This window comes from Burkholderia anthina (assembly GCF_902498995.1).
Classification (GTDB): Bacteria; Pseudomonadota; Gammaproteobacteria; order Burkholderiales; family Burkholderiaceae; genus Burkholderia; species Burkholderia anthina.
This window is the reverse complement of the sequence record NZ_CABVLY010000020.1, coordinates 121,301-142,456: the sequence shown is the minus strand read 5'-3', so window position 1 is coordinate 142,456 and position 21,156 is coordinate 121,301. Positions and strand designations below refer to the sequence as shown.

The 21,156-nt window shown below is 66.9% G+C and carries 19 protein-coding genes and 1 tRNA gene; 8 read left to right on the top strand and 12 right to left on the bottom strand.

The genetic code is table 11. From position 1 onward, the window contains the following. Positions 1-60 precede the first annotated feature (60 nt). Positions 61-1,371: an MFS transporter gene (locus tag BME24068_RS24215; RefSeq protein WP_096503641.1), complete on the top strand. Its 1,311-nt coding sequence runs from the start codon at positions 61-63 to the stop codon at positions 1,369-1,371. A 104-nt stretch (positions 1,372-1,475) separates the two neighbouring features. Continuing rightward, positions 1,476-1,655: a hypothetical protein gene (locus BME24068_RS24210; RefSeq protein ID WP_174927640.1), complete on the top strand. Its 180-nt coding sequence runs from the start codon at positions 1,476-1,478 to the stop codon at positions 1,653-1,655. An 18-nt stretch (positions 1,656-1,673) separates the two neighbouring features. Here the strand turns inward: BME24068_RS24210 and waaC are convergent, their stop codons facing one another. Then, the gene (gene waaC, locus BME24068_RS24205) at positions 1,674-2,672 is read right to left on the bottom strand and encodes a lipopolysaccharide heptosyltransferase I (RefSeq protein WP_174927639.1); all 999 of its coding nucleotides are present in this window, start codon (positions 2,670-2,672) and stop codon (positions 1,674-1,676) included. 175 nt (positions 2,673-2,847) lie between these two features. Between waaC and BME24068_RS24200 the strand changes: the two genes are divergently transcribed. Continuing rightward, on the top strand, positions 2,848-4,398 hold the full coding sequence (locus BME24068_RS24200; RefSeq protein ID WP_096503776.1) for a chloride channel protein: 1,551 nt from the start codon (positions 2,848-2,850) through the stop codon (positions 4,396-4,398). Between the two features lie 117 nt (positions 4,399-4,515). On the opposite strand, the gene BME24068_RS24195 is transcribed toward BME24068_RS24200, so the two are convergent. The 5 genes from BME24068_RS24195 to BME24068_RS24175 all read right to left on the bottom strand — a co-directional run bounded on the left by BME24068_RS24195 (position 4,516) and on the right by BME24068_RS24175 (position 7,658). Then, positions 4,516-4,917 carry a YXWGXW repeat-containing protein gene (locus tag BME24068_RS24195; protein ID WP_096503635.1) on the bottom strand — a complete coding sequence of 134 codons (402 nt, stop codon included), beginning with the start codon at positions 4,915-4,917 and terminating at the stop codon, positions 4,516-4,518. A 159-nt stretch (positions 4,918-5,076) separates the two neighbouring features. Continuing rightward, entirely contained in the window at positions 5,077-5,331 is a 255-nt protein-coding gene (gene minE / locus BME24068_RS24190; RefSeq protein WP_006486661.1) for a cell division topological specificity factor MinE, read from the bottom strand. 12 nt (positions 5,332-5,343) lie between these two features. After that, positions 5,344-6,159: a septum site-determining protein MinD gene (minD, locus tag BME24068_RS24185; protein WP_096503633.1), complete on the bottom strand. Its 816-nt coding sequence runs from the start codon at positions 6,157-6,159 to the stop codon at positions 5,344-5,346. A 59-nt stretch (positions 6,160-6,218) separates the two neighbouring features. Then, positions 6,219-6,989 carry a septum site-determining protein MinC gene (gene minC, locus BME24068_RS24180; RefSeq protein WP_174927638.1) on the bottom strand — a complete coding sequence of 257 codons (771 nt, stop codon included), beginning with the start codon at positions 6,987-6,989 and terminating at the stop codon, positions 6,219-6,221. 153 nt (positions 6,990-7,142) lie between these two features. Beyond that, complete coding sequence (locus BME24068_RS24175; RefSeq protein ID WP_162826225.1) at positions 7,143-7,658, bottom strand: GNAT family N-acetyltransferase; 516 nt, start codon at positions 7,656-7,658, stop codon at positions 7,143-7,145. Positions 7,659-8,332: 674 nt separating this feature from the next. Between BME24068_RS24175 and BME24068_RS24170 the strand changes: the two genes are divergently transcribed. Beyond that, a complete protein-coding gene (locus BME24068_RS24170; protein ID WP_174927637.1) occupies positions 8,333-9,493 on the top strand; it encodes an alkane 1-monooxygenase in 1,161 nt (386 codons plus the stop codon). Positions 9,494-9,537: 44 nt separating this feature from the next. On the opposite strand, the gene BME24068_RS24165 is transcribed toward BME24068_RS24170, so the two are convergent. From BME24068_RS24165 to serS, 3 genes are all read right to left on the bottom strand, one after another. Beyond that, positions 9,538-11,073, bottom strand: a complete 1,536-nt coding sequence (locus BME24068_RS24165) for a methyl-accepting chemotaxis protein (protein ID WP_174927636.1) — start codon at positions 11,071-11,073, stop codon at positions 9,538-9,540. A gap of 202 nt (positions 11,074-11,275) precedes the next feature. Next, positions 11,276-11,366: transfer RNA gene (locus BME24068_RS24160), tRNA-Ser, on the bottom strand. Positions 11,367-11,496: 130 nt separating this feature from the next. After that, positions 11,497-12,798 (bottom strand): serine--tRNA ligase, encoded by a 1,302-nt coding sequence (gene serS / locus BME24068_RS24155; protein WP_096503623.1) that lies wholly within the window; start codon positions 12,796-12,798, stop codon positions 11,497-11,499. Positions 12,799-13,048: 250 nt separating this feature from the next. Here serS and BME24068_RS24150 point away from each other — a divergent pair, with 250 nt between their 5' ends. Further along, complete coding sequence (locus BME24068_RS24150; RefSeq protein WP_096503621.1) at positions 13,049-13,315, top strand: DUF2164 domain-containing protein; 267 nt, start codon at positions 13,049-13,051, stop codon at positions 13,313-13,315. Between the two features lie 44 nt (positions 13,316-13,359). Here BME24068_RS24150 and BME24068_RS24145 read toward each other — a convergent pair whose 3' ends face one another. From BME24068_RS24145 to BME24068_RS24135, 3 genes are all read right to left on the bottom strand, one after another. Next, entirely contained in the window at positions 13,360-14,670 is a 1,311-nt protein-coding gene (locus BME24068_RS24145; protein ID WP_096503619.1) for a replication-associated recombination protein A, read from the bottom strand. 174 nt (positions 14,671-14,844) lie between these two features. Beyond that, positions 14,845-15,543, bottom strand: coding sequence for an outer membrane lipoprotein chaperone LolA (gene lolA, locus BME24068_RS24140; protein WP_096503617.1), 699 nt, complete (start codon positions 15,541-15,543; stop codon positions 14,845-14,847). A gap of 46 nt (positions 15,544-15,589) precedes the next feature. Continuing rightward, positions 15,590-17,899, bottom strand: coding sequence for a DNA translocase FtsK (locus tag BME24068_RS24135; RefSeq protein WP_174927635.1), 2,310 nt, complete (start codon positions 17,897-17,899; stop codon positions 15,590-15,592). Between the two features lie 365 nt (positions 17,900-18,264). Between BME24068_RS24135 and trxB the strand changes: the two genes are divergently transcribed. From trxB to BME24068_RS24120, 3 genes are all read left to right on the top strand, one after another. Beyond that, the gene (trxB, locus tag BME24068_RS24130) at positions 18,265-19,227 is read left to right on the top strand and encodes a thioredoxin-disulfide reductase (RefSeq protein WP_096503613.1); all 963 of its coding nucleotides are present in this window, start codon (positions 18,265-18,267) and stop codon (positions 19,225-19,227) included. 136 nt (positions 19,228-19,363) lie between these two features. Beyond that, positions 19,364-20,143, top strand: a complete 780-nt coding sequence (locus tag BME24068_RS24125) for a Smr/MutS family protein (RefSeq protein ID WP_174927634.1) — start codon at positions 19,364-19,366, stop codon at positions 20,141-20,143. Further along, complete coding sequence (locus BME24068_RS24120) at positions 20,130-20,753, top strand: trimeric intracellular cation channel family protein (RefSeq protein WP_096503609.1); 624 nt, start codon at positions 20,130-20,132, stop codon at positions 20,751-20,753. Before BME24068_RS24125 ends, BME24068_RS24120 begins: the two co-directional genes overlap by 14 nt. Positions 20,754-21,156: the final 403 nt, after the last annotated feature.

Here is a 21,156-nt window from a genome sequence, read left to right as displayed (position 1 = left end):
AGGCGCCCCGCCTGCTCGGACGCATCAGCCGACCGCCCCAACGACAAAACGGAGACTTCCATGTCCGCATCCCCCCCGGCCGTTGCGCACGCAACCGGTTCGGCCGGCGCCGTCAGCCACCGGCGCATCGTGTTCGCGAGCTTCATCGGCACCGCGATCGAGTTCTACGATTTCTACGTCTACGCAACCGCCGCGGCACTCGTCATCGGCCCCGTGTTCTTCCCGCACGGCTCCGCGACCGCGCAGGCGCTGTCGGCATTCGTCACGTTCGGCATCGCGTTCATCGCGCGGCCGATCGGCTCGTTCCTGTTCGGCCACTTCGGCGACCGCATCGGCCGCAAATCGACGCTCGTCGCGTCGCTGCTGGTAATGGGCGTATCGACCACCGCGATCGGCTTCGTGCCCGGCTACGACACGATCGGCGCACTCGCACCGGTGCTGCTGTGCGTGCTGCGCTTCGGCCAGGGGATCGGCCTCGGCGGCGAATGGGGCGGCGCGGCGCTGCTCGCGACCGAGCACGCGCCGCAAGGCAAGCGCGGCTGGTTCGGCATGTTCCCGCAGTTGGGGCCGTCGGTCGGCTTCCTGATGTCGAACGGGCTGTTCTTCGCGCTCGCGCTGTCGTTGTCCGACGATCAATTCCGCAGCTGGGGCTGGCGCATCCCGTTCCTCGTCAGCGCGGTGCTCGTCGCGCTCGGCCTGTACGTGCGGCTGAAGATCACCGAGACGCCCGCCTTCCAGGCCGCGCTCGATCGCAACGAACGCGTGCGCGTGCCGGTCGCGACGCTCATCTCGCAACACTGGCAGCCGACGCTGCTCGGCGCGCTCGCGATGGTCGTCTGCTACACGCTGTTCTATATCTCGACGGTGTTCTCGCTGTCGTACGGCGTGTCGGCGCTGCATATTCCGCGCCAGAGCTTCCTCGGCCTGCTGTGTCTCGCCGTCGTGTTCATGGGGCTCGCGACGCCGTTGTCGGCCTGGGCCTCCGACCGCTTCGGCCGCAAGCCGGTGCTGGTGGTGGGTGCAATCGCCGCGCTGCTGTCCGGTTTCGCGATGGAACCGCTGCTCGGCAGCGGCTCGATGCCGCTCGTCGCGCTGTTCCTGACGCTGGAGCTGTTCCTGATGGGCGTGACGTTCGCGCCGATGGGCGCGCTGCTGCCGGAACTGTTCCCGACCAACGTCCGCTATACGGGCGCGGGCGTCGCGTACAACCTCGGCGGGATCCTCGGCGCGTCGATCGCGCCGTACATCGCGCAACTGCTCGCCGCGCGCGGCGGATTGTCGTGGGTGGGCGGCTACGTGTCGGTGGCGGCGGCGATCAGCCTGATCGGCGTGCTGCTGATGCGCGAAACCCGCGACTCGTCGCTGCTCTGAGCGTCGGGGACGACCCGGGTTGTGCGGCGGCCGGCGCTGCTTATACTCGATTCAGGGGGCGCCGCCGTGCGCCCCCGGGATCCCTTCCCGAAGGAGCCGCCGCGATGAATATCCGCCTCGACAACGCCGACCTCGTCCTGATCCTCGCGCTCGCGCTGGGCGGCGCGCTGTTGCTCGCGCTGCGCTTCCGGCCCAAAACCTGGCGCGGCCTGCTGTTCGAGGCACTGCTGGCGAACGTGGCGGCCATCGCCGCGGTCATCACGGTCGAGGCGCTGCTGGCCTGAACCGGCACCGCGGCTTCGTCAGGCCGTCAGCGCCACGGGGCGCGCATCGTAGGCCGGACCGACCGCATCGATTGCGTCCAGCGCCTGCGCAACGGACGGCACCGTGCCCGGCTCGCCGATCGACAGTGCATTCGGCGCGCCGCCGATACCGCAGTGGTGGCGCGACGTCGCGACGAAAATCATCACGGTCGGCCGCCGCAGCGCGTGCGCCATGTGCACGAATCCGGTATCGACCCCCGCCACGAGCGCGGCCCGGCCGATCGCCGAGCCCAGTTCCCGCACCGACATCGCGGGCAGCACGACCGCGCCCGGGGCCCGTGCGGCGATGTCCTGGGCGTCGTCGTGTTCGGCGGCCGAGCCCCACGGCACCAGCACGCGCACGCCGCGCGCCATCATCTGCATGGCCAGCGCGGCCCAGTGGTCGGCCGGCCATTTCTTGTCCGGATTGGAGGTGGCGTGAAACAGCAGCATGAACGGCGCGCCGTCGGTCACGGCGGCTGGCAGGCTCGTGTCCTGCGGCGCCACGATGCCGTATGCAGCGATCCCTTCGGGGACATAGCCGAGCGCCTCGCCGGCGCTGACGCGCATGCCGTGCCACGCGTCGCAGTCCGGACGCGGGCCGAAGCGATGCGAATACGCAAAGCGCGCACCCGTCTCGCCGAGATCCTGGGTTTGATAGCCGACCCGGCGGGCGGCCCGCGCGAACGCCGAAATGATCGCGCTCTTGTAGACGCCGTGCAGGTCGATGACGGCGTCGTACCGGTGCGCGCGCAGCGCCCCGATCGATGCCGAGATCGCCTTCAGGTCGCCGCGGTTCCGGCGCTTCTTGAACCGCCGCAGCGGCGCGCAGAGCACGTGGCTCACGCCCGGATGCCAGCGCACGACTTCGGCACACGACTCGTCGACGGCCCAATCGACCGTCACGCCCGGAAAAGCCCGGTGGAGATCCGCGACGACCGGCAGCGTCTGGACGACATCGCCGAGCGACGTCACTTTCACGATAAGGATGCGTTTCACGTTTCCTGTGGGGAGGAGCATGCCATTTCGGCATGCTAACGACGCTGCCCACCCAAAGGCATTACATCGCCATTACATTTGCAACAAAGTGCATCGTTTTCGTGAAAATTTGTCGAGCGCCCATGCGCATCCGGTTCTTTTTATAATGCCCTTTTTGTCCGCCGGCCCGTCGCCGATGCCCCGCCCCGCCCTTCCCGCCCTGTTTCCCGCTCTCACCCGCCGCTCGGTGCGGATCTGGCGCCAGTACGGCGTCTTCTGGCTCGGCGCGATCGCCGTGGGTCTCGCGGCCGTGCTGTACGCGCGGCTGATCGACTGGGGCTACGACACGTTTCGCACGATGCGCGACCACGCCGCGTGGCTGCCGCTGGTGTTGACGCCGGCGATCGCCGCGGCGTCGGCATGGCTTACGCGCCGCTTCTTTCGGGGTGCGGAGGGCAGCGGCATCCCGCAGGTCATCGCGACGCTGCATGCGCGCCCCAGCGCGTTCGGCGCACGCCTGCTGACGCTGCGCATCCTGTTCGGCAAGGTGCTGATCTCGTTCATGGGCATCCTCGGCGGCTTCACGATCGGCCGTGAAGGGCCGACCGTGCAGGTCGGTGCCGCGCTGATGTTCAACCTGAGGCGCTTCTACCCGCGCTCCAATGCGCAGATCGAGCGGCAGCTCGTGCTCGCCGGCGCCGCCGCCGGCCTGTCGGCGGCATTCAATACGCCGCTGGCCGGGATCGTGTTCGCGATCGAAGAGCTGACCCGCAGCTTCTCCGCGCGCGCAAGCGGCGTGCTGATCACCGCGATCATCCTCGCCGGTGTCGTCGCGCTCGGGCTGAACGGCAACTACACGTATTTCGGCACGATCGACGCCGGCCAGCATTTTCCGAAGATGCTCGCGGTCGCCGTGCTCGTCACCGCGATCGTCACGGGGATCGCCGGCGGCCTCTTCAGCTGGCTGCTGCTCAACACGGGACGCTGGCTGCCCGCACGCGTGCTCGGCCTGTATCGCGAGCGCCCGATCGCATTCGCGGCGCTGTGCGGCTTCGTGATCGCCGTCGTCGGCATCGTGTCGGGCGGCACGACGTTCGGCAGCGGCTATGCCGAAGCACGCGGCCTGCTCGACGGCCATGAACGGCTTTCGGCGTTCTATCCGTTCCTGAAGATGGTGTCGATGGTCGCGTCGTACCTGCCGGGCATCCCGGGCGGGATCTTCGCACCGTCGCTGTCGATCGGCGCCGGTTTCGGCAACCTGCTGCACCTCGTGTTCGGCGACATGAGCCTGCCGATGCTGATCGCGCTCGCGATGGTCGGCTACCTCGCGGCGGTCACGCAGTCGCCGATCACGTCGTTCGTGATCGTGATGGAGATGATCAACGGCCACGCGCTCGTGATTTCGTTGATGGCCACCGCGCTCGTGTCGAGCCGCATGGCACGCTTCTTCGCGCCGCCGCTGTACGAAACGCTGGCGCAGCGCTATCTCGCACCGCCCGCGGCCGCTGCGCAAGCCGCTGCCGCTACGGCAGCGCCGGCGGCTGCGAGCAGCGTCACCGAGCCGCAGGATGCGGACGCCGCGCCCGCCGATCCGCTCGATACGCTGCGCGACGAAAATGGCGGCGAGGCGGACGCCCGGGCACACGACAACGGCGCGGTGAGCACGCCAGCGACGACGCACGACGACGCGCCGGCTGCGCCGGACACGCATGGCCCGGCACAGCCGGGCCCGCGCGACGCTCAGTAGATCACCACCGGCGCCGGCCGGTAGTAGACGGGACGGGCCGGCACGACGATGCAGCCGGCCAGCGTGATCGCGACGAGCGCGATGGCGATTGCGGTTCGTTTCATCGCACGCCCTCCGTCAAGCCCAGTGGCCACGTGTCCAGAACCAGTTCGGGCCGCGCTGATCCCAATGGCCCGGCACCCAGTGCATGCCGACGCGCTCGGCTTCCCAGTGACCGCCGATCCATACGTAGCGGCCATGATCCCAGCGCCAGTGGCCGCGCTCCCACACATAGCCGACGCGTGTCGCCGGCACGACCTCGTAGCGCACGGGCGGCGGCGCATTCGGCGCGACGACGACGACTTCCCCGGTGCGCAGGGCCACGGGCTCGGCGACGACCATTCGGGCCGACTGCACCTGCACCGGCGCGCCGACGATGATCTCGTCCGCGCGCGCGGCGAGCGGTGCGGCAACGGCTGACAGGCCCGCGGCGAACAGCGTGAGCGAGACGATACGACGTTGAACGGTAGAGACAGCCATCACAACCTCCTGATTGAACAATTGACGCGGGCGTATTCGTTCAATGCGGGAGGACGGCTGACGGCCGACAAGGGCCGTGTTACGGCGTGCCCGAAAGTGCAACAGGGCGTAAGACGCGCACGGCGGCATGTGCCGCCGTGCGGTGGGACACGGCAAAGGTCAGGCTTGCGGAATCTCGATCTTGACTTCGAGCACTTCGAGATCGTCCTGGCGCTCGAGGCTCACGCGGATGTCATCGTTCGAAATATGGACGTACTTCGAGATGACCGCGACCAGCTCCTTCTGCAGCGCCGGCAGGTAATCGGCCGGCGGCCGGCCACCGACCCGCTCGTGCGCGATGATGAGCTGCAGGCGCTCCTTCGCGACCGACGCGGATTTCTTCTTCTCGCCGAGGAGAAACGAAAGGATGGACATGAGCGACCTCCGTTACTTGCTGCCGAAGAGGCGCTGCAGCAGGCCCGGCTTCTGGTATTCGGTGAAACGCAGCGGCTTGTCTTCGCCGACGAAGCGCGCAACGATGTCCTTGTATGCCTCGGCGACATCGGTGCCGTCGAGATGCACGGCCGGCAGACCCTGGTTCGATGCATGCAGCACGGCTTCCGATTCCGGCACCACGCCGATCAGCTTGATGCGCAGGATCTCGCTGATGTCCTCGAGCGACAGCATCTCGCCTTCGCTCACGCGCTTCGGGCTGTAACGCGTGATCAGCAGGTGTTCCTTGATCGGATCCTTGCCTTCGGTCGCGCGCTTGGTCTTCGACGACAGGATGCCGAGAATACGGTCCGAGTCGCGCACCGACGACACTTCCGGGTTCGTCACGATCAGCGCTTCGTCCGCGAAGTACATCGCGTGCAGCGCACCCGCCTCGATACCGGCCGGCGAATCGCAGACGATGTATTCGAAGTCCATCGCAACCAGATCGTTCAGCACCTTCTCGACGCCGTCACGCGTGAGCGCATCCTTGTCGCGCGTCTGCGACGCCGGCAGGATGAACAGGTTCTCGCACTTCTTGTCCTTGATCAGCGCCTGGTTCAGGTTCGCTTCGCCCTGGATCACGTTCACGAGGTCATACACGACGCGACGCTCGCAGCCCATGATGAGATCGAGGTTGCGCAGGCCGACGTCGAAGTCGATCACGGCCGTCTTGTGGCCGAGCAGCGCGAGGCCGGACGCGAAGCTCGCGCTCGTCGTCGTCTTGCCCACGCCGCCCTTGCCCGAGGTCACCACGATGATTTTTGCCATTTACCCAATACCCTGTGTTCGTCAATGAGAGCCGATCGATCCGGAGCGTGCCGCGTGAATCACGTCAGGCGCAGCGGTTCGATCATCAGTTTTTCCTCTTCGAGCCGGATCTGCACCGATTTGCCCAATATCTCGGCGGGCAACGGGTTCTCGGTTGTTCGATAGATACCCGCGATCGAAATCAGTTCCGGTTCGAGACACGTGCAGAAAATGCGCGCGTCGTGATTGCCGTGCACGCCCGCGAGTGCGCGGCCGCGCAACGGCGCGTAGATGTGGATATTGCCTTCCGCGATGATCTCGGCGCCGTGACTGACCGGCGCGAGCACCACGAGGTCTCCTTTCGCGTAAATCTGCTGTCCCGAACGCAGCGGCCGGTCGATCACCAGCGTCTGGCCGCCGGCCTGAATCGGCGTCGGAGCAGGCTCGGACGCCGATTCGGCCGCCGCCGCAGCAGCGGGCGCCTCGACGACGGGCGCCGGCTCCGCTTCCTCGACCGGTTTCGCGGCCGACACGCGGCGATCGCGCGCTTCGAGCAACGGCAGGCCGGCAGTTGCCGCCCAGCCCTGCGCCGGCAGCGCCACAACGCCCACCGGGCGCATCCGCACGTCGTTCAGCATCTTGCGGATGTCGGCGAGCGCGACGCGTTCGCCGTCCGCGAGGCGGCGGACGTCGATCGCGACGACATCATCGGCGAAAAACTCGGGAGTCGCTTCGAAGCGCTTGACCAGTTCGGCACGCAACGCATCGAGATCGGTCGTCTTCACGGTGAACAACAACGTATCGACCGATCCGCTGCGCAGCTCGAAGAATGGCGATTTTTTAAGCGACATGGACACTCTGCAAAAAATTTTTGCGTATTTTACAGGCGTCCACGCGTACAGCCATTATTTTTGGGACTTGGGTGGCGGCGAACACACCGCCGGCAGGCCGGGCCGGCGCGCGGCAAGGCGTTGAGCGCGCCGGGCGGCCCGCGCGTTCATCCGTCAGGGCGTGTTCACGCGCGACACGAACAGCGACTTCATCGCGCCGGGCATCCGCGCGATCGGCGCATGCTCGCCGGTATTGCCGAAACCCGCGCGCTCGTAGAAACGGATCGCGTTGCGGTTCGCATCGGCGATCCATGCGTAGACGTCCTGCGCACCGCGTTCGGCCAGCCACCCGGTGGCCGTTTCGAGCAGGAGCACGCCGCCGCGCAGATGGCGCACTGCGTGCGCGACCCACAGCTCGCTGACGAACGCGCGCCGCTCGGGCGTATTGTCGAAATACGCGCCGATCATGCCGGCCGGATGGCCTTCGGTGTAAAGCAGGAAAGTCGTCGACTCGTCGGATGCGGCGCGCAGCGCGGCGATGGCCGCCGCCGCGTCGGAATCGACGTTCAGCAATTCGGCCTCCGGCGCTTCACCGGGCGCGTAGGGCTCACGCAGCGATGCGGCGCGGAGTTCGCGATACACGCCACCCTGGTCGGCAGCGATACGACGAACGGTCAAGGTCGAACTCATGCAGGCACAGCCCCCTTCGGACAGCAAGTTATTAGCTTCAACCGAAAGCGGGGCATGAGTCAAATCGTTATTTTCAAATGGCAGCGCGAATCAAAAGGCGGCAGGCAACGCCGCCCGCCCGGGTGTGCAGGTGCAGCATTCGCGCGTCGATCGGCCGCGAAGCGCGCGAGTCCGAAGTGCGATCCGGACATGTCACCCCGCTCGCCTTTGTCGTGCAGGACATTCGCGCGGCGAGCGTCCGGTATTTCGCCGCCCGGCCCGTAATGGATCGTAATATATGTATCCGGCGGTGAGGGTCTACAACGCGCTGCCGCACGCCGATTATTGCATCGCAACATTCGTTGCGATGCACGAAGCCGGAAAACTCGCCCGTGTAGTTCGCGTATTCATCAGACCAGAACCCGGGCCGCGCGAGCCGATCCGGCTCGTGTCGCGCTGTTTCAATCACCCGCTGCCGGCCCCTCCCCACCTGCGTCCCGCGCAACCCGCCGTTTGGAGTTTCATGCCTAGCGCCGGGGTTTGGAAAGCGTGCGCGACGGTCGTATAACTGGCACAACCGGACTTCCGATCCAGGGCCGCGCGCAGTGTCGCGCACCGACGACGATTCGAACGGCGACAGACATGCGGCCGCCCGGCGCCCCTGCGCGCCGGAGGCGGTCCAAAGGAGGGAGACAATGGCAATGACGGACGGATCGGCCTCGAGCTGGTCGGATGGCAAACGTTATCTGTGGCTCCTCGGCGCGCTGACGATCACGCTGCCGATCCTCGCGGCCCAGCTCGCGCTTGCGACGGGACTGCACGTGTTCTGGTGGTTCGGGCCGTTGTTCGCATTCGGCGTGATTCCGGTCCTCGACACGCTGATCGGCGACGATCGGGACAATCCGCCCGAAACCGTCGTCCCGCAGCTCGAACGGGAGCGCTACTACCGCTTCATCGTCTACCTCGCGACACTCGTCGAATACGTCGCGTTCTTCACCTGCGTGTGGATCGTCGGCACGCATGCGCTCACGTGGTACGACTACGTCGGCTTCGCGCTGTCGCTCGGCGCCGCGACGGGCATCTCGATCAACACCGCGCACGAACTCGGCCACAAGACCAACCGCTTCGAGCGCTGGCTCGCGAAGATCACGCTCGCGCCCGTCGCGTACGGGCATTTCTTCGTCGAACACAACCGCGGCCATCACGTGCGCGTCGCGACGGCCGAGGATCCGGCAAGCGCGCGCTACGGCGAATCGTTCTGGGCGTTCCTGCCGCGCACGGTGACCGGCAGCATCCGCTCGGCGTGGCGACTCGAAAAGGCGCGCCTCGAGCGGCTCGGGCATTCGCCGTGGAGCTGGCGCAACGAGGTGCTGCACGCGTGGGCGATGACCGTCGTCGTGTGGGCCATCGCAATCGCGATGGCCGGCAGGATCGTGATCCCGTTCCTCGTGATCCAGGCCGTCTACGGTGCGTCGCTGCTCGAAGTCGTCAATTACGTCGAGCACTACGGCCTCGGCCGCCGCAAGCTGCCGAACGGCCGTTACGAGCGCTGCACGCCGCAGCATTCGTGGAACAGCAATCACGTCGTCACGAACCTGTTCCTGTACCAGTTGCAGCGCCACGCCGACCATCACGCGAACCCGACCCGCTCGTACCAGGCGCTGCGCCACTTCGACGATTCGCCGCAACTGCCGGCCGGCTACGCGACGATGATCCTGTTCGCGTACGTGCCGCCGCTCTGGTATCGCGTGATGAATCCGCGCGTCGTCGCGCACTACGGCGGCAACATGGCGCAGTCGAACATCAAGCCGTCGATCCGCGACCGCGTGCTCGCGCAGTATCCGGCCGCGGCATAAGGCAACGCGGCACGACGAAGCTCCCGCGCTCGCCGGCGATGCCGTTACGCGGCTTGCGGCAGCCTGAACACGGCTACCGCCTGCCGCAGCGCACTCGCCTGTTCGGCCAGCGCCTGCGTCGCGGCCGACGCCTGCTCGACCAGCGCGGCGTTGCGCTGCGTCGCTTCATCCATCTGCGTGACCGCGATGTTCACCTGCTGGATACCGCCGCTTTGCTCCTGCGATGCGGACGAGATCTCGCCGACGATCGTCGTGACCCGCTGCACCGCTCCGACGATATCCCGTATCGATTCGCCCGCGCGGCCGATCAGCGCGGCGCCCGCATCGACGCGCTGCGTCGACTGCCCGATCAGCGCCTTGATCTCCTTCGCGGCAGCCGCGCTGCGCTGCGCGAGCGTGCGCACCTCGGCCGCGACGACCGCGAAGCCCCGCCCCTGTTGCCCGGCACGCGCCGCCTCGACGGCCGCGTTCAACGCGAGGAGATTGGTCTGGAATGCGATGCCGTCGATCACCGCGACGATCTCGCCGACCTTCGCCGCGCTGTCGGCAATCCCGCTCATCGTGTCGACCGCCTGCGCCATCACGCTGCCGCCCGCGGAAGCCATGCCCGACGCATCGTGCGCGAGCTGCGCCGCATGCGTCGCATGCTCGGCCGACTGGCGAACGACGCCCGTCAGCTCGGCCAGGCTGGCCGCGGTTTCCTCGAGCGACGCAGCCTGCGCCTCGGTACGCGCCGACAGGTCGTGATTGCCCGATGCGATCTGCGCGCTCGCCGTCGCGACGGACTCGGCATGCGAGCGCACTTCGTGCACGACGCCCGACAGGCTCGCCTGCATCGCCTGCAACGCGCGCAGCAGGTCGGCGATCTCGTCACGGCCTGCGGCGTCGACGTCGCGCGTCAGGTCGCCGCCCGCCACCGCCTGCGCACAGGCAACCGCGCGATCGAGCGGCCGCAGGATCGCGCGACTGAACAGGAACGCGCCGATCATCGCGACACCGAGCACGATCAGCATCAGCACGACACTCGCCGCGCTCGCGTGCTGCGCGTCGCGGCTCGCGTGAGCCGACACGGTAGCGCTCTCGTCGGCAATCGTCTTCGCGGCACGCTCGAGCAGCGCAGCCGGCGCGCGATCGACGCCCGCCACCGCCGCATCGCCTGCCGTCGGATCGAAGCCCGATGCCTTGAACGCGTCGAAACCGCGACGATAGCCATCTCCCATCGCCGCATGCGCACGCATGAACTGCTCGACGAGCGTACGGCTCTCGCCGGGCGGCAACCGGTTGACGAGCTGCGCGGCGAGCGTATCGACCGTGCGCTCGCGCGTCTGGAATGCCTGCCAGTATGTGTCCAGTTTGTCGGGCTGCTTGCCGCGCAGCAGCGTGTCCTTCCATTCCTGAACCTGCAGCTTGAACTGCACGAGCGTCGCCGACACGAGCCGCTCATCGGCAACGTGCGTCTGCACGTCGTTCGCGAACGTATCGATCGACTGGTTGAGGATGCGGATACCGTACAGCGCGCCGCACAACATCAGCAGCAGCGCAACGGCGAATGCGAGGGGAATCTTGTAGCTCAGCTTCATGGGACCTTGAATCGACGGGAAACGGCGACGGCGCAGGAAGACGCCCGCCGCCGCCCCGTGTTAACGGCGCGCGATGCGAAGGCTGAAGCTGAAGAGGTGACGCGCTGCGATCACGTCGGCCGAATTGCGACGCGCGGCGGCCCCACCGGGCGACCCAAACGAAAAACCCCGTGATCCTTTCGAATCACGGGGCTTCGTATTTTGGCGGAGAGGGTGGGATTCGAACCCACGGTACGGGGAAACCGTACGCCTGATTTCGAGTCAGGTACATTCGACCACTCTGCCACCTCTCCTTCCTTGCTGCTTCATTTCCCGGCTGGTCGTTTCCGGGAAAGAAAAGATTATAGAACGATCTCTTCGAAACTCACAAGCCCTTTTTGCAAATTTTTTGCCGGGCCCTCGAAAGCCGATCGTTCGGCAATCTCACGACGCCTGCGCAGGCGCATCGATACGCTCCATGCCGCCCATGTACGAACGCAGCGCCTCCGGCACCGTGACCGAACCGTCCGCGTTCTGGTAGTTCTCCAGCACCGCGACGAGCGTACGGCCGACCGCGAGGCCCGAACCGTTCAGCGTGTGCACGAGTTCCGGCTTGCCCTGCGCGTTGCGGAAACGCGCCTGCATCCGGCGCGCCTGGAACGCCTCGGTGTTCGAGCAGCTCGAGATCTCGCGATAGGTGTTCTGCGCGGGCAGCCACACTTCGAGGTCGAACGTCTTCGCGGCGGAGAAACCCATGTCGCCCGTGCACAGCGTGATCACGCGGTACGGCAGGCCGAGCTTCTGCAGGATCGCTTCCGCGTGGCCGACCATCTCGTCGAGCGCCGCATACGACGCGTCCGGCGCGACGACCTGCACCATTTCGACCTTGTCGAACTGGTGCTGGCGAATCATCCCGCGCGTGTCGCGGCCGTACGAGCCCGCTTCCGAGCGAAAGCACGGCGAATGCGCGGTGAGCTTGATCGGCAGCGCGGAGCCTTCGACGATCGACTCGCGAACGGTGTTCGTCAGCGAAATTTCCGACGTGGAGATCAGGTATTGCGTGATCGTGTTCTCGGCGCCGCCCTTCTCGACACGGAACATGTCGTCCGCGAACTTCGGCAGCTGGCCCGTGCCGTACAGGATCTCGGGGTTCACGATGTACGGCGTATACGTCTCGCTGTAGCCGTGCTGCTGCGTGTGCGTATCGAGCATGAACTGCGCGAGCGCGCGGTGCAGACGGGCAATCGAGCCGCGCAGCATCGTGAAGCGCGCGCCGGCGAGCTTCGCGCCGGTTTCGAAATCGAGACCGAGCGGCGTGCCGACGTCGACGTGATCCTTCACCTCGAAGTCGAACTGGCGCGGCGTGCCCCAGCGGCGCACCTCGACGTTGTCGGCCTCGTCCTTGCCGACCGGCACGCTGTCGTGCGCGATGTTCGGCATGCCCAGCATCAGGTCGGACAGGCGCGTCTGGATTTCGCCGAGCTTGGCTTCGCCCGCCTTCATCTCGTCGCCGATCCCGCCGACTTCGGCCATCACGGCCGACGTGTCCTCGCCCTTCCCCTTCATCGCGCCGATCTGCTTCGACAGGCTGTTGCGGCGCGCCTGGAGCTCTTCGGTACGGGTCTGGATCGCGCGGCGTTCCGCTTCGAGAGCGGAGAACGCGGCGACGTCGAGGGTGTAGCCGCGATCGGCGAGGCGCTTGGCGACGCCGTCGAGGTCTTTGCGCAGCAACTGGATGTCGAGCATGGGAGGACTTGGAAAATCGTTGTGTAGGACGGGAATTCTAACGCACCGCGGGGCCGCCACGGCACTGGCCGGACGGACAATGCCGCAAACAGGCGACCGGCGTGGCAGTATCGCGTAGCCGGCCCGTGCGTCGGCGGCCGGCGGATCGCATCGCACGGCGCCACCGCGAAGCGCGCAACAGCCGCGCCGGCCCGGCGCAGTGCGGCGGGCAACGCATCCGCTTTCGCATCACCGTCACCCGAGGAACACGATGGGCATCGAACTGGACAAGGATGTTCGCGACCGCGCAATCGCGTCGCTGCAACGCTATTTCACGGAAAACATGGACGAGCCGATCGGCAACATCCAGGCCGGCGCACTACTGCACTTCTTCGTCGAGGAAATCGCACCGGCGATCTACAACCTCGCGATCGCCGATGCGCAGGAGCGCCTGCACGCACGGGTCGCGGAGCTCGACATCGAATGCCACGAGGAGCCGTTCGGGTACTGGAAGAAACAGCCGGGCCGCAAGCGCTAGACGCACCCCGGAGCAGCGCCGGCCGTCGGACCATGCGTGGCCGGTCAGCCCTTCTTGCCAGCCTCGCGGTCGAGCTCGCGCAGCCACGCGAGCTTCTCGGCGATCTTCGACTCGAGCCCGCGCGGCACCGGCTTGTACCAGTGCGGCTCGCGCATGCCTTCCGGCAGATACGTCTCGCCGGCCGCATACGCGTTCGGCTCGTCGTGCGCGTAGCGGTACGCGTGGCCGTAGCCAAGCTCCTTCATCAGCTTGGTCGGCGCATTGCGCAGATGGACGGGCACCTCGCGCGACTTGTCCTGCTTCACGAACGCCATCGCCTGGTTGAATGCGTTGTAGCCCGCGTTGCTCTTTGCCGCGCACGCGAGATAGATCACCGCCTGCCCGAGCGCCAGCTCGCCTTCGGGTGAGCCGAGCCGCTCGTAGGTCGCGGCGGCGTCGTTCGCCATCTGCAGCGCGCGCGGGTCGGCAAGGCCGATGTCTTCCCACGCCATGCGCACGATCCGCCGCGCGAGATATTTCGGATCCGCGCCGCCGTCGATCATCCGGCAGAACCAGTACAGCGCGCCATCCGGGCTCGACCCGCGCACCGACTTGTGCAGCGCCGAAATCTGGTCGTAGAAATTGTCGCCGCCCTTGTCGAAGCGCCGCGCGTTCAGCGTCATCGCGCTGCTGACGAAATCGGCATCGATCGTCGTGACGCGGGCGGACGACGCGGCCGTCTGCGCCTGCTCGAGCAGGTTCAGGAAGCGGCGAGCGTCGCCGTCCGCGTAGCCGATGAGCGTGTCGATCGCCTTGTCGTCGAACGCGAGGCCGTCGAGCGCGATTTCCTGTGCGCGCGTGAGCAACTGGCGCATCTCGTCGTCGTTCAGCGACTGCAGTACATAGACCTGCGCCCGCGACAACAGCGCCGAGTTGACCTCGAAGCTCGGGTTCTCGGTCGTCGCGCCGATGAAGGTCACGAGCCCCGACTCGACGAACGGCAGCAACGCATCCTGCTGCCCCTTGTTGAAACGGTGGATCTCGTCGACGAACAGGATTGTGTGGCGGCCGGTGCGGTTCAGCGTGTCCTTCGCCTGCTCCATCGCCTCGCGGATGTCCTTCACGCCGCCGAGCACCGCGGACAGCGCGATGAACTCGCAGTCGAATGCGAGCGCGGTGAGGCGCGCGAGCGTCGTCTTGCCGACGCCGGGCGGCCCCCACAGGATCATCGAATGCGGCTTGCCGGATTCGAACGCGAGCCGCAGCGGCTTGCCTTCGCCCAGCAGATGCGTCTGGCCGATCACCTCGGCGAGCGTCTTCGGCCGCAGCGCCTCGGCGAGCGGCCGGCGCGGCTCGACTTGAAACAGGTCGGACATGAACCCTCGCTCCACATCAAACAATGGCGGCCGAACGGGCCGCCGGACTCGACATTATGACAGCCGCGCGAACCCGCCGCCGCGTCTGGTGCCCGCGCCCGGTGCCCGCGCCCGAAAGCGACAAGGGCCTGCCGTCGCCGGCAGGCCCTTGTCAGCAGAACGGCGCGGTGCCGGTCAGCCGGTGATCACGTCGGCGCCCTTCGGCACGACGAACTTGAACGTATCGCCCTTCAGCGGCGGATTCGTCTGGATGTTGGTGAACGTCAGCAGCGTGACGTTACCGAACACGTCGTGCAGCTCCATCGCCGCGAGCGTGCCGTTGCGAAAACCGATGCCGATTCGCTGGAACTGCGTGTCCTGCGCCTTCGGCAACATCTCGAGCCATTCGATGCCCCCCTTCTCGCCTGCATCGCGCAGCGTGTAGTTCTTGTCGAGATCGTTGCTGCCGAACAGGATCGCGGCCGGGCTCGCGCCCAGTGCGCCGTTCAGCTTGCGCTCGGTGACCTGGTTCAGGTCGCGGTCGTACACGTAGAGCTTGTCGCCGTCGGCCTGCAGCACTTGCTGGTACGGCTTCTGGTACGTCCAGATGAACTTGCCCGGACGCGAGAACACGAACGTGCCGCTCGAATTGTCGGTCGGCTTCGGCATGGCTTGCGCGGCGCTCGCGGCACTCATGGCCTTGCTCGGCGCCTTGACGATCTGCTGCGTGAAATCGCCCTTCGCCGAACGCACCTGCGACACGAAGGCCTTCAGTTGCTCGGTGCCGCCCGCGAACGCGTGCGTCGCCGCGAGCATCAGCGATGCGCCGGCGAACGCCGCGCCGAGCCAGCGCCGCGTCGAACGAAGGGAACGGACGAACGAAAGTTGCTGCATGATGCGGTTTTCTCCCTGGGTGGCCGGCGCTGCGGGCGCCGCGGACTCATTCCGCGTCGCGCGCCGGCACAAGAATTTCGCGGTTGCCGCTCGACGACATCGCCGACACGAGCCCCGACTGTTCCATCTGCTCGAGCAGCCGCGCCGCGCGGTTGTAGCCGATCCGCAAATGGCGCTGCACGAGCGAAATCGACGCGCGGCGGTTCTTGATGACGATCTCGACCGCCTGGTCGTACAGCGGATCAGACTCGTCGCCGCCTTCGCCGGTTCCCGCGCCGGCCGAGCCCTCGTCGCCGTCGACGGTGCCGCCTTCCAGCAGCCCTTCGACGTAGTTCGGCTCGCCATGCTCCTTGAGCTTCTCGACGACGCGATGCACTTCGTCGTCGGCGACGAACGCGCCGTGCACGCGTACCGGCAACCCGGTGCCGGGCGCCAGGTACAGCATGTCGCCCATCCCGAGCAGCGACTCGGCGCCCATCTGGTCGAGAATCGTGCGCGAGTCGATCTTCGACGACACCTGGAACGCGATCCGCGTCGGCACGTTCGCCTTGATCAGGCCCGTGATCACGTCGACGGACGGACGCTGGGTCGCGAGGATCAGGTGGATGCCGGCCGCACGCGCCTTCTGCGCGATCCGCGCGATCAGCTCCTCGACCTTCTTGCCGACGACCATCATCAGGTCGGCCAGCTCGTCGATCACCACGACGATGTTCGGCAGGCGGCCGAGCGGTTCCGGATCGTCCGGCGTCAGGCTGAACGGATTCGGAATCTTTTCCTCGCGCTTCGCCGCGTCGTCGATCTTGTTGTTGTAGCCCGCGAGGTTGCGCACGCCGAGCTTGCTCATCAGCTTGTAGCGGCGCTCCATCTCCGCGACCGTCCAGTTCAGCGCATGGCCGGCCTGGCGCATGTCGGTGACGACCGGGCACAGCAGGTGCGGAATGCCTTCGTAGACGCTCATTTCGAGCATCTTCGGGTCGATCAGGATCAGGCGCACCTGCTCGGCGGTCGCCTTGTACAGCAGCGACAGGATCATCGCGTTGATCCCGACGGACTTGCCCGAGCCGGTCGTGCCGGCCACCAGCAGGTGGGGCATCTTCGCGAGATCCGCGCACACCGGCTTGCCGCCGATGTCCTTGCCGAGGCTCAGCGTGAGCGCCGACGCCGCCGCCGCATAGACCTCCGAGCCGATGATCTCGGACAGGTGCACCGTCTGGCGACGCTGGTTCGGCAGCTCGAGCGCCATGTAGTTCTTGCCGGGGATCGTCTCGACCACGCGGATCGACACGAGCGACAGCGACCGCGCGAGATCCTTCGCGAGGTTCACGATCTGGCTGCCCTTCACGCCGGTGGCCGGCTCGATCTCGTAACGCGTGACGACCGGGCCCGGATATGCGGCCACGACGCTCGCCTCGACGCCGAAGTCCTTCAGCTTCTTCTCGATCAGGCGCGACGTGAATTCGAGCGTGTCGGCGGAAATCGCTTCCTGCGTCTTCGGCGCGGGATCGAGCAGCGACACCGGCGGCAGCGTCGAGTCGCCCGGCAGATCGGTAAACAGCGGCACCTGGCGCTCGCGCTCGACACGCTCGGACTTCGCCGGCGTGACGACCGGCGGCACGATGGTCACCGGTTCGTGATCCTCGATGCGCACGCGCTCCTCTTCGACCTTGCCTTCGCGGCGCACGGCCGCGGCTTCGCCCAGCTTGCGATCGCGCTCGGCCTCGCGGCGCAGCTTCGCGACGGTGACGGCGGACAGGATCGCGCCGCCGACGCGCTCGGAGACCGACAGCCACGAGAAGCGGAAATACAGCGACAGGCCGACCGCGAGCAGGATCAGCAGCAGCAGCGTGCCGCCGGTGAAGCCGAACGCATGCGACATCGCGCCCGCGACGGCCTCGCCGATCACGCCGCCCGGCGCGCGCGGCAGCTGCACCTTCAGCGACCACATCCGCATCGCCTCGATGCCGTCGCACGCGAGCACGACGAGCACGAACGACAGGATTTCGGTGAGCCAGCCGATCGGCCGCTCGGGCTCGTCGGCGACGGCCTCGTGACGTGTGATGCGCCGGTAGTTAACGGCGATGCGCCGCCCGAGCGGCACGATCAGCCAGTAGGCCGACAAGCCGAACAGCAGCAGGATGATGTCGGCCGTCCACGCGCCGACGCGCCCGGCCCAGTTCGAGATGTGATCCACCTGCGCTGCATGCGTCCAGCTTGGATCGCGCCGGCTGTAGCTCAACAGGGCCATCACCAGAAAGGCGCAGAGCGCGACCTGGAGAATCCAGCGGATCTCCGTGAGGAGCTTCGACATCCGGTGCGGCAACGCCTGTGCCTGGGCGGAATAAGGAGCTTTTGCCATGAATCCGTATAAAGAGGACGGGCTGCGTGCCCGCCTGTCGTTCGATCCCGCTTATTGTAAACGCTGCACCGTGCCGTCAAGTGTAAATGACGGTTACATAACGGGGCCCGGGTGCCAATCTCGACGCCGCGCACGCCGGACGAACGGCCCCGGCGCCTTCCAGCCCGCCCGTGCCGCCCGCCCCGCCGCGGCGCGCAGCCCGGCGGGGAAACGCTATCGCCGCGATTGAAACTCTCGTTCGGCAGCGCAGCAACGGGGCCTTTATAATGCGCGTCTGATACCCATCTATGACGGCATCCCGGTCAACCCAGACCGTCCGGCGCGCCTTACCCCGCCCGCCGCGGCCGCCTTTTACGGATTCGCACATGTCCACGCCCAAACACGCCAAAGTCCTGATTCTCGGTTCCGGCCCCGCCGGCTACACGGCTGCCGTCTACGCGGCACGCGCCAACCTGTCCCCGGTACTGATCACCGGCATCGCGCAGGGCGGCCAACTGATGACGACGACCGACGTCGAAAACTGGCCGGCGGACGCAAAGGGCGTGCAAGGCCCTGAACTGATGGCGCGCTTCCAGGAGCACGCGGAGCGCTTCAACACCGAAATCGTATTCGACCACATCCACACCGCGAAACTGCACGAAACGCCGATCCGGCTGATCGGCGACTCGGGCGAATACACGTGCGACTCGCTGATCATCGCGACCGGCGCGTCCGCGCAGTATCTCGGCCTGCCGTCCGAAGAAGCGTTCATGGGCAAGGGCGTGTCGGCCTGCGCGACCTGCGACGGCTTCTTCTACCGCAACCAGGAAGTCGCGGTGATCGGCGGCGGCAACACGGCCGTCGAGGAAGCGCTCTACCTGACGGGCATCGCGAAGAAGGTCACGGTGATCCATCGCCGCGACAAGTTCCGCGCCGAGCCGATCCTGATCGACCGCCTGCTGGAGAAGGAAAAGGAAGGCGTCGTCGACATCAAGTGGGATCACGTGCTCGACGAAGTGACGGGCGAGGATTCGGGCGTCACGGGCCTGCGCATCAAGAACGTGAAGACCGGCGAGAAGCAGGACCTCACCGTGCAGGGCGTGTTCGTCGCGATCGGCCACAAGCCGAACACCGACCTGTTCCAGGGCCAGCTCGAGATGAAGGACGGCTACATCCTGACGAAGAGCGGCCTGCACGGCAACGCGACGTCGACGAGCGTGCCGGGCGTGTTCGCCGCAGGCGACGTGCAGGACAACGTGTACCGCCAGGCGATCACCAGCGCCGGCACGGGCTGCATGGCCGCGCTCGACGCGCAGCGCTACCTCGAAAGCCTGCACGACAAGAAGTAAGCCGCAAGCCTGCCGGCGCCGGGCGCTACAATGGCGTCCGCTGCCGCGAAGCGGGCCTTGCCGGACAAGCCGCTGCCGCCACGCAGCGGCTTTTTTGTGCCCGCGCGCCCGAACGCGCCTGCCCCGTTACCGAATCATGGCGAAGAACCAGCCCCATCCGAGCGATCCCGCGAAGCGGCAGATCGCCGCCCGCCCCGCAAATCCCGCGCCCGTCGCGCCGCCGAGCGCGCCCGACCCCGCCGCATTGCGCGGCCAGGGGCTCGCCGGCCTCGGCGCGTTGCGCAAATCGCTGCAAGGCGAAGCCGACCGCCGCGAGCGCGAGCGCGTCGAAACCGCGAAGGCCACCCGTCAGGCGGAGGCCGACGCGAACCTGTTCCGCAACGAAATCGGCTCGATCCGGCCGCTGAATGCGCCGCCGCGCGCGTCGTCCGGCCGCACGCCGCCCGATCCGGTGCCGAAGCAGACGCAGCGCGACGAGGAAGACGTGCTGAACGCGACGCTGTCCGACGAATTCGATCCCGAGACGCTGCTCGACACCGACGAATCGCTGTACTACCACCGCCCCGGCATCAGCCGCGACGTCGTGCGCAAGCTGCGAAGCGGCGCGTGGATCGTGCAGGCGCAGCTCGACCTGCACGGGATGCGGCGCGACGAGGCGCGCGACGCGCTCGCGGAATTCATCCGCGAGGCCGGCAAGAAAGGGCTCCGTTGCCTGCGCGTGATCCACGGCAAGGGGCTCGGCTCGATCGGCAAGGAACCCGTGCTGAAAGGCAAGGTGCGCGCGTGGCTCGTGCAGAAGGAAGAAGTGATCGCGTTCTGCGAGGCCCGCGGCCACGACGGCGGCGCGGGCGCGGTGCTCGTGCTGCTGCAGCCGCTGGCGGCGGGCGCCGATCGGGGACCGCGTGCCGCATCCTAGGCTGACGCTCGCGATCTCGATACTGGAGGCGATCGCGACGCTGGCCTTCGCGATCTCGGGCTTCATCGAGGCGCGCAAGAACCGTCTCGACTCGGTCGGCACGTTCGTCGTCGCGCTCGCCACCGCGTTCGGCGGCGGCACGCTGCGCGACATCCTGCTCGAACGCCGCCCGTTCTACTGGGTCGTGCACGACGACTACGTGATCGCGATCTTCGTGCTCGCGCTGTTCGCGCCGTTCCTGCTGCGGATGCTGTCGCGGCTGTCGGCCGAACGAATGCTGCTGATCGCCGATGCGATCGGGCTCGGCATCTTCAGCATATCCGGCACGGCGATCGCGCTCGACGCCGAGATGCCGCGCTTCATCGCGGTGATGATGGGCGTGATCACCGGCGTGGTCGGCGGGATCATCCGCGACGTGCTGTGCAACGACATTCCGCTGATCCTGCGCGATTCGCGCCCGTATGCGACGTGCGCGTTCGTCGGCGGCTGGTTCTACCTGCTGCTCGTGTGGCTGCAGTGCGACCTGGTCTACAGCGTGCTGCTCGCGACCGGCTTCACCCTCGTCGCGCGACTCGTCACGTTCAAGTTCGACGTGCGGCTGCCGCACTGAGCGCAAACCGCCCACAAAAACCAAGAGGCTGCCGGAGTAGCCCCTTGTCGTTGCACGCTCGTAATTCCGGCCCAAACCAGCCATTGCATACGGACACGAATTTTTACATTCACCTTTCATCGCTGCACAGGTCCGTGCTACGTTCCGCCCCATGATTGCAAACGAGGGGCAAGAGCATGGCTATCTTTTATGCGGTAGTTGAAGACGATCCGCTGGACAGTGGTGGCTACGTACTCGATGGAGGCAAATGCGGAACGATCCTGGGTGACGACGGCAAGCTGCGGAGAATCACGTTCGTCGGACAACGTGCCTGGTGTAGCTCCTGCGAAAGCATCGGCACAATCGAGGCAGCGCCCAGCAACCCGAACAAAAAGCGATTACGCGACTTCACTTGCGGAGGAAG

Coding starts and splice junctions, on each gene's coding strand:
- BME24068_RS24215 (WP_096503641.1), top strand. CDS start 61: ATGTCCGCATCCCCCCCGGCCGTTGCGCACGCAACCGGTTCGGCCGGC.
- BME24068_RS24210 (WP_174927640.1), top strand. CDS start 1,476: ATGAATATCCGCCTCGACAACGCCGACCTCGTCCTGATCCTCGCGCTC.
- BME24068_RS24200 (WP_096503776.1), top strand. CDS start 2,848: ATGCCCCGCCCCGCCCTTCCCGCCCTGTTTCCCGCTCTCACCCGCCGC.
- BME24068_RS24195 (WP_096503635.1), bottom strand. CDS start 4,917: ATGGCTGTCTCTACCGTTCAACGTCGTATCGTCTCGCTCACGCTGTTC.
- minE (WP_006486661.1), bottom strand. CDS start 5,331: ATGTCCATCCTTTCGTTTCTCCTCGGCGAGAAGAAGAAATCCGCGTCG.
- minD (WP_096503633.1), bottom strand. CDS start 6,159: ATGGCAAAAATCATCGTGGTGACCTCGGGCAAGGGCGGCGTGGGCAAG.
- minC (WP_174927638.1), bottom strand. CDS start 6,989: ATGTCGCTTAAAAAATCGCCATTCTTCGAGCTGCGCAGCGGATCGGTC.
- BME24068_RS24175 (WP_162826225.1), bottom strand. CDS start 7,658: ATGAGTTCGACCTTGACCGTTCGTCGTATCGCTGCCGACCAGGGTGGC.
- BME24068_RS24170 (WP_174927637.1), top strand. CDS start 8,333: ATGGCAATGACGGACGGATCGGCCTCGAGCTGGTCGGATGGCAAACGT.
- BME24068_RS24165 (WP_174927636.1), bottom strand. CDS start 11,073: ATGAAGCTGAGCTACAAGATTCCCCTCGCATTCGCCGTTGCGCTGCTG.
- serS (WP_096503623.1), bottom strand. CDS start 12,798: ATGCTCGACATCCAGTTGCTGCGCAAAGACCTCGACGGCGTCGCCAAG.
- BME24068_RS24150 (WP_096503621.1), top strand. CDS start 13,049: ATGGGCATCGAACTGGACAAGGATGTTCGCGACCGCGCAATCGCGTCG.
- BME24068_RS24145 (WP_096503619.1), bottom strand. CDS start 14,670: ATGTCCGACCTGTTTCAAGTCGAGCCGCGCCGGCCGCTCGCCGAGGCG.
- lolA (WP_096503617.1), bottom strand. CDS start 15,543: ATGCAGCAACTTTCGTTCGTCCGTTCCCTTCGTTCGACGCGGCGCTGG.
- BME24068_RS24135 (WP_174927635.1), bottom strand. CDS start 17,899: ATGGCAAAAGCTCCTTATTCCGCCCAGGCACAGGCGTTGCCGCACCGG.
- trxB (WP_096503613.1), top strand. CDS start 18,265: ATGTCCACGCCCAAACACGCCAAAGTCCTGATTCTCGGTTCCGGCCCC.
- BME24068_RS24125 (WP_174927634.1), top strand. CDS start 19,364: ATGGCGAAGAACCAGCCCCATCCGAGCGATCCCGCGAAGCGGCAGATC.